The sequence below is a fragment of the Enterobacter sp. ZOR0014 genome (assembly GCF_000798855.1).
In the GTDB taxonomy this organism is placed as follows: domain Bacteria; phylum Pseudomonadota; class Gammaproteobacteria; order Enterobacterales; family Enterobacteriaceae; genus Enterobacter; species Enterobacter kobei.
In genome coordinates this window covers 1-6,391 of sequence record NZ_JTLF01000275.1, presented here as the reverse complement: position 1 = coordinate 6,391, position 6,391 = coordinate 1, and the positions used below count along the sequence as shown (strand labels likewise).

The 6,391-nt window shown below is 49.8% G+C and carries 7 protein-coding genes; 3 read left to right on the top strand and 4 right to left on the bottom strand.

Annotated features, from left to right (window positions below; all coding sequences use genetic code 11):
- Positions 1 to 445 (bottom strand): thymidine kinase (locus L977_RS14305; protein WP_047626033.1); only part of this gene is annotated, 445 nt, incomplete at its 3' end.
- A gap of 550 nt (positions 446 to 995) precedes the next feature.
- Here L977_RS14305 and hns point away from each other — a divergent pair.
- Positions 996 to 1,409, top strand: a complete 414-nt coding sequence (gene hns, locus L977_RS14300; RefSeq protein ID WP_008502781.1) for a histone-like nucleoid-structuring protein H-NS — start codon at positions 996 to 998, stop codon at positions 1,407 to 1,409.
- Between the two features lie 201 nt (positions 1,410 to 1,610).
- Here the strand turns inward: hns and galU are convergent, their stop codons facing one another.
- From galU to rssA, 3 genes are all read right to left on the bottom strand, one after another.
- Positions 1,611 to 2,519: a UTP--glucose-1-phosphate uridylyltransferase GalU gene (galU, locus tag L977_RS14295; RefSeq protein ID WP_014884167.1), complete on the bottom strand. Its 909-nt coding sequence runs from the start codon at positions 2,517 to 2,519 to the stop codon at positions 1,611 to 1,613.
- A gap of 200 nt (positions 2,520 to 2,719) precedes the next feature.
- Positions 2,720 to 3,733 carry a two-component system response regulator RssB gene (rssB, locus tag L977_RS14290; protein WP_014884168.1) on the bottom strand — a complete coding sequence of 338 codons (1,014 nt, stop codon included), beginning with the start codon at positions 3,731 to 3,733 and terminating at the stop codon, positions 2,720 to 2,722.
- 91 nt (positions 3,734 to 3,824) lie between these two features.
- Complete coding sequence (rssA, locus tag L977_RS14285; protein ID WP_023330575.1) at positions 3,825 to 4,727, bottom strand: patatin-like phospholipase RssA; 903 nt, start codon at positions 4,725 to 4,727, stop codon at positions 3,825 to 3,827.
- 114 nt (positions 4,728 to 4,841) lie between these two features.
- On the opposite strand from rssA, the gene L977_RS14280 reads away from it, so the two are divergent.
- A complete protein-coding gene (locus tag L977_RS14280; protein WP_023330576.1) occupies positions 4,842 to 5,300 on the top strand; it encodes a YchJ family protein in 459 nt (152 codons plus the stop codon).
- A 46-nt stretch (positions 5,301 to 5,346) separates the two neighbouring features.
- Positions 5,347 to 6,189, top strand: a complete 843-nt coding sequence (purU, locus tag L977_RS14275; RefSeq protein ID WP_014884171.1) for a formyltetrahydrofolate deformylase — start codon at positions 5,347 to 5,349, stop codon at positions 6,187 to 6,189.
- The last annotated feature ends 202 nt before the right edge of the window (positions 6,190 to 6,391 follow it).

The following is a 6,391-nucleotide window of genomic DNA, read 5'->3' as shown; positions in this document are numbered from 1 at the left end:
GTCCGCAGAAGCAGATAGTTTTCAGTTCCACGAGCTTATCTGACCAGGCGAGCAGATACTGGCTCCCGGCAAACAGCTCCCCGCGAAAGTCCGTACGCAGTCCGTAGCACAGAACGGGAATATCCAGCTCATCCACCACTTCGGAGAGCGCATGAACCTGTTCACGCGTCAGGAACTGGCTCTCATCAACCAGAACGCAATGAATAGGCTCTGACGCATGCGCAGCGCGGATGTCATTCAGCAGGTCAGTTTGCGGGTTAAACAATCTGGCTTGCGAAGACAGGCCTATTCTTGAACTCACCTTTCCGGCACCGAAGCGGTCGTCGATTTCAGCGGTATAAACAACGGTACGCATCCCTCGTTCCTGGTAATTGTATGAGGATTGCAGCAGTGCGGTAGATTTGCCGGCATTCATTGCCGAATAGTAGAAATAAAGCTGTGCCATTGGCCGTAAAACCCTAATCAATGTGTAATATTACCGATGATTCATTGTACCATATTTTGTCTGGTCTTCCGCGACAGGCCGCACAGAAGATGCCTTGCTGAAAGGTGTAAAACAGCTACTTCTGGCGAAAATAATCCGTTAAAACAGAGAGTAAAGATAAGCTCATTTGTGAATATGTTATAGGGTGAGCCAAACATAACACTTCTTTTTATAGTGGCATCAGCGTTCATTAAAATTCACTATTTATTAACTATTCCTGCCTTAACACCCCAGCCTGGAACTAATACAAAAGGCTGATATTTATCCGCCGAAACTATAATTCCTGCGGTAAATGTCACAAAAAAAAGATGCAATCGGCGGGGTTAAGCAGGTTAACGTGATAACAAGCGACACACAGTCGAAGAGGAAATTTAAGTTAGCGTAATTAATAATAGCGGCTTTATTTAGTATTTTTTGAATTCCTTACATTCCTGGCTATTGCACAACTGAATTTATGGCTCTATTATTAGGACAACAAACCACCCCCCATTATAAGTTTGAGATTACTACAATGAGCGAAGCACTTAAAATTCTGAACAACATCCGTACTCTTCGTGCGCAGGCAAGAGAATGTACCCTTGAAACGCTCGAAGAAATGCTGGAAAAATTAGAAGTTGTAGTTAATGAACGTCGCGAAGAAGAAAGCGCTGCTGCTGCTGAAATCGAAGAGCGTACTCGTAAACTGCAGCAATATCGTGAAATGCTGATTGCTGATGGTATCGATCCAAATGAATTGCTGAACAGCATGGCTGCAGCTAAAACCGGTACCAAAGCAAAACGCGCTGCCCGTCCTGCTAAATATAGCTACGTTGATGAGAACGGCGAAACTAAAACCTGGACTGGCCAGGGCCGCACTCCTGCTGTAATCAAGAAAGCTATGGATGAGCAAGGTAAACAGCTGGATGACTTCCTGATCAAGGATTAATCACGCCGAATTCAGAAAAATCCCGCTTCTGGCGGGATTTTTTTTGGCCGCAATTTATTGCAAACATCCTCTTACACAACGTCATAAAGCGTTATTCATCGATATAGCTATGCTTACAATCAGGCACCCCGGGGCGTTTTATGGGCATAAAAAAACCGGTGGGCAACGCCACACCGGTTTCAGACATTTACACCGGGGGGGTTATTTCTTAATACCCATACTCTCATTGAGCCAGGCTTTAAATTCTTCACCCAGTGAATTGTGGCGAATGCCATATTCAACGAAAGCCTGCATATAACCGAGCTTATTACCGCAGTCATGGCTCTTACCTTTCATATGGTAAGCCTCAACGGTCTCTTTCTCGATCAGCATATCGATAGCATCGGTCAGCTGGATTTCATCCCCTGCGCCTGGAGGCGTTTTCGCCAGCAGAGGCCAGATTTCAGCACTCAGGACATAGCGACCCACAACCGCCAGATTAGAAGGCGCTACGTCGGCTTTAGGCTTCTCTACAACGCCAACCATGGGTACGCTTTCGCCTGGTTCAAGGTTAACGCCTTTGCAGTCAACCACGCCGTAAGCCGTCACGTCATCAACAGGCTCAACCATGATCTGGCTGCTACCCGTTTCATCGAAACGCTTGATCATCTCTGCCAGGTTGTCCTGGGAAAGATCGGATTCGTATTCATCCAGAATAACGTCAGGCAGAATAACCGCTACCGGCTCATCACCGACAACCGGGTGTGCACACATCACCGCGTGACCCAGGCCTTTAGCCAGCCCCTGACGCACCTGCATAATGGTGACGTGCGGAGGGCAAATAGACTGGACTTCTTCTAACAGCTGACGCTTAACACGTTTTTCCAGCATGGCTTCGAGTTCAAAACTTGTATCGAAGTGGTTTTCGATAGAGTTTTTTGATGAATGCGTAACCAGCACAATTTCAGTGATGCCGGCTGCAATACACTCATTGACGACATACTGAATTAATGGCTTATCAACCAGAGGCAACATCTCTTTAGGAATCGCCTTAGTTGCTGGTAACATCCTGGTCCCCAATCCCGCTACCGGGATGACGGCCTTTCTGACTTTCGAATTTAGGGCAGCCATTCAAATTCTCCTGATTTGTTCAAGTTTTGAACTTTTATGCAATAAATAACGCGTTGAGTATATCAGCCTCGCCCTGCAGTCCGGGTCTGAAAAGAACGCGTTGCCGATCAATTAGGACAAATACGCATGATTCTGGGCTGCGATAGTAGCACTCCCGAGAAAACAGAGGTAAAGCAATCTTAAAATTACGCTCCAGTTGCTTATTCCGTGGACAACATTAAGCGTAGCCTTCCCCCAGCCCCCCAAATTTGGCACTGCCATGAGGAACAACGGTGGCTAATTTGATTAAGATACGCCGTACCCAGTGTTCCAAGCGGTACACCGTTACTCACCTGAATATGGTGTTCACCCGTATTCAGTGACGCATTCAGACCTGCTGAAACGAGGATAAGATTTTTTAAACCGCTATGGTAATAACCCACCAGCAGCGGGAACTGTCCCGGTAAATTGGCCTGACGAAAAAGCTGGTTTACTTGTTTGAGTAAACTGCCTAACTCAGGAAGCCGTTGTCCCTGATGCGATAACTGTTCCTGCAATAAACCGTTAAATAGCGCACGAAGTAACAACGCGGCTAATACGCCATTATCCCCTGCACGGGTTACGTCCAGAGAATAAAACGCGAGATCAGAGTCAGACAGTGGCGCAATATCCAGCACCAGCCCAGGCTGGTCAGCCGCCACCAGCTGGCGATAATTTACGCGGCAGTGTGAAATAGTCTGCTGAACGGGTGGCTGAAGTTCTTGCAACAGTTTGGCTGCCGCAGGCGGATCACTTACCAGCGCGTCCCAGTCCTGGAAAAGACGTTCCTCTTCCTCAACGCGGGAATTAAACATATTCGGATAGAGGCACGCTAATACCGTTTCACGTAACCGGTTCAGATCTTTAACGGGTTTAAGCAGGATATCCTGGACGCCAAGGCGCAATGCTTTGGCGATATCCGCCATATTTTCTGTCGCAGAGATCACCAGAATGGGCATCTGGTCACCCTCGTTACGCAGATGTTCAACCAGTTTCAGTCCGTTCATGCGCGGCATCGCGATATCGCAAATCATCAGATCGGGCGCAATGCTGGTCATTTTTTCCAGCGCGTCGATGCCATCTTCAGCCAGTAACGTGTTTGCGCCCAGTGAGGATAACCATGAATCCAGTAGCGATCGGAAAACGGGCTCGTCTTCAACAATCAAAATGTGTTTTCCGGCCAATGGCTGCGTCATGGTTCCTCCCCTGGCTGATAGTTACTAAATAGTGGCATGCTATCGGTACTATCGCCTGTCAGATTTTGCTGAAGTAGTCAAAAAAAGGTGCTTAACGTGCTGTTCGCACAAATGGCAGCAACTCGTCTATTTTCTTTTCGACGGCTAATGAGCCCGCTGCGATGGCGGCCTCAGCCCGATGGAAATCAAGGGTAGAGATTTGTGGACAGTATGGCTGAATAAGAATATCCGGAGGATCGCCAGCCATACGGTTACGTTTAAGGCGATTCTCAAGAACCTGAATAGAGGTGGTCATGATTTCCATCGCCGTCGGTGCGGCGACCGAGCGTCGTGCGGCCAGACGCCCAATTCTTCCGCGCAAACGCGCGTGCCAGGCAAGCTTCTCGCCTTCGGCATCTTCGCTCTGGAGATTGACCGGCATAAGGTCTTGCTGCATCAGGTGAGCATCGTGCTGCAAATCCACGGCAATCACGATATCGGCCCCCATGGCACGCGTCAGAGAGATGGGAACAGGATTAACGACGCCACCGTCGACAAGCCAATAACCGTTATGGGGGACAGGTGCCATAAGCCCGGGAATGCTGCATGAGGCACGCACCGCAAGGTGAATATCTCCTTCGGTCAGCCAGAGTTCGCGTCCGGTGCTGAGATTCGTCGCGACGGCGCCGAAAGGCATCTGACAATCCGTGAAGTCCTGAAGAGGCATAACCTGGCGGAACTGGTTAAAGACGCGTTCGCCGCGCAACAGTCCACCGCGTTGCCAGGAGAGATCCATCAGGCGAAGCACGTCCCAGTAGCTGAAGGAACGTACCCAGGTTTCGAGTTCCGGGAGTTTGCCGCACGCATACGCGGAGCCGACAAGCGATCCTATGGAACATCCCGCAACGATATCGACGTCAACGCCCATCTTGTTTAAGGCATTAATCACGCCGATGTGGGACCATCCCCGGGCTGCACCTGAGCCCAGCGCCAGTCCAATTTTAACCTTTCTCATTAGCCCTGTTTTACTTCCCCTGGATTCCTGACATAGCGTCAACGCAACAGCTCAGTTAACATAGTGCTACCCGAGGCGTTTAACGCCCTTATTTTTTATTCCAGGAAGAGAATCGTGTCTCAACTCTGCCCCTGTGGTAGCGCTCTGGAGTATAGCCTATGTTGCCAGCGATATCTTTCTGGCAATCAGGTTGCACCGGACCCGTCACACCTCATGCGTTCACGGTATACTGCTTTTGTGATCAAAGACGCAGACTACCTGATAAAAACCTGGCACCCATCCTGCCACGCCGCCGACTTCAGACAAGAGATCGAAGCCGGGTTTACGCATACCCAATGGCTAGGACTTACCGTCTTTGAATCGTCACCCGGCAGTCACGACGACGAAGGCTTTGTCAGCTTTGTCGCCCGCTTTACCGAGAACAATAAACCTGGCGCCATTATCGAGCGTTCCCGGTTCTTAAAGGAAAGCGGGCAATGGTATTATATTGACGGTACGCGCCCACAGTTTGGTCGTAACGATCCCTGCCCTTGTGGTTCAGGTAAAAAATTTAAAAAGTGTTGCGGGCAGTAACGCCTGACAACCCAGACTTCGCAAATACAAACAGGATTTCCCGGCGATGCAATCATTACAACGTAAAGTTCTGCGCACTATCTGTCCCGATCAAAAAGGGCTGATCGCACGAATTACCAACATTTGCTACAAACATGAACTGAATATCGTGCAGAACAACGAGTTCGTTGACCACCGTACCGGTCGTTTCTTCATGCGAACCGAACTGGAAGGTATTTTCAACGACACCACCCTGCTTGCCGATTTGGACAGCGCGCTGCCGGAAGGTTCGGTGCGTGAGCTGAATCCAGCGGGCCGTCGTCGCGTTGTGATTCTGGTGACGAAAGAAGCTCACTGCCTGGGCGATCTGCTAATGAAAGCCAATTACGGCGGTCTGGATGTTGAAATTGCCGCGGTTATCGGCAACCACGAGACCCTGCGCACGCTGGTTGAACGGTTTGATATTCCGTTTGAACTGGTGAGCCATGAAGGCCATACCCGTGAAGAGCATGACAACCTGATGGCTGAAGCCATTGAAGCGCATAATCCGGACTACGTGGTGCTGGCGAAATATATGCGCGTGCTGACGCCCTCTTTCGTGGCGCGTTTCCCGAACAAGATCATCAACATTCACCACTCATTCCTGCCAGCCTTCATTGGTGCCCGCCCTTACCATCAGGCGTACGAGCGCGGCGTGAAGATCATCGGCGCGACCGCGCACTACGTGAATGACAATCTGGACGAAGGCCCAATCATCATGCAGGACGTCATTCACGTGGATCACACCTACACGGCTGAAGACATGATGCGCGCAGGCCGCGACGTTGAGAAGAATGTGTTAAGCCGTGCGCTGTATCAGGTGCTGGCACAGCGTGTCTTTGTCTACGGTAACAGAACGATTATTCTTTAATCGACAATGAAATGAACTGGTTAGCTTTCCAGCTTTGCGCGTAAAAATCAGGCAACCAGTTTATTTTTATTGTGGTAACGCTTTACAGGGGCGTGTCATTTGATATGATGCGCCCCGCTTCCAGCAGGAAGCGGGCCAGTAAATAGCATTACCCCGTGGTGGGGTTCCCGAGCGGCCAAAGGGAGCAGACTGTAAATCTGCC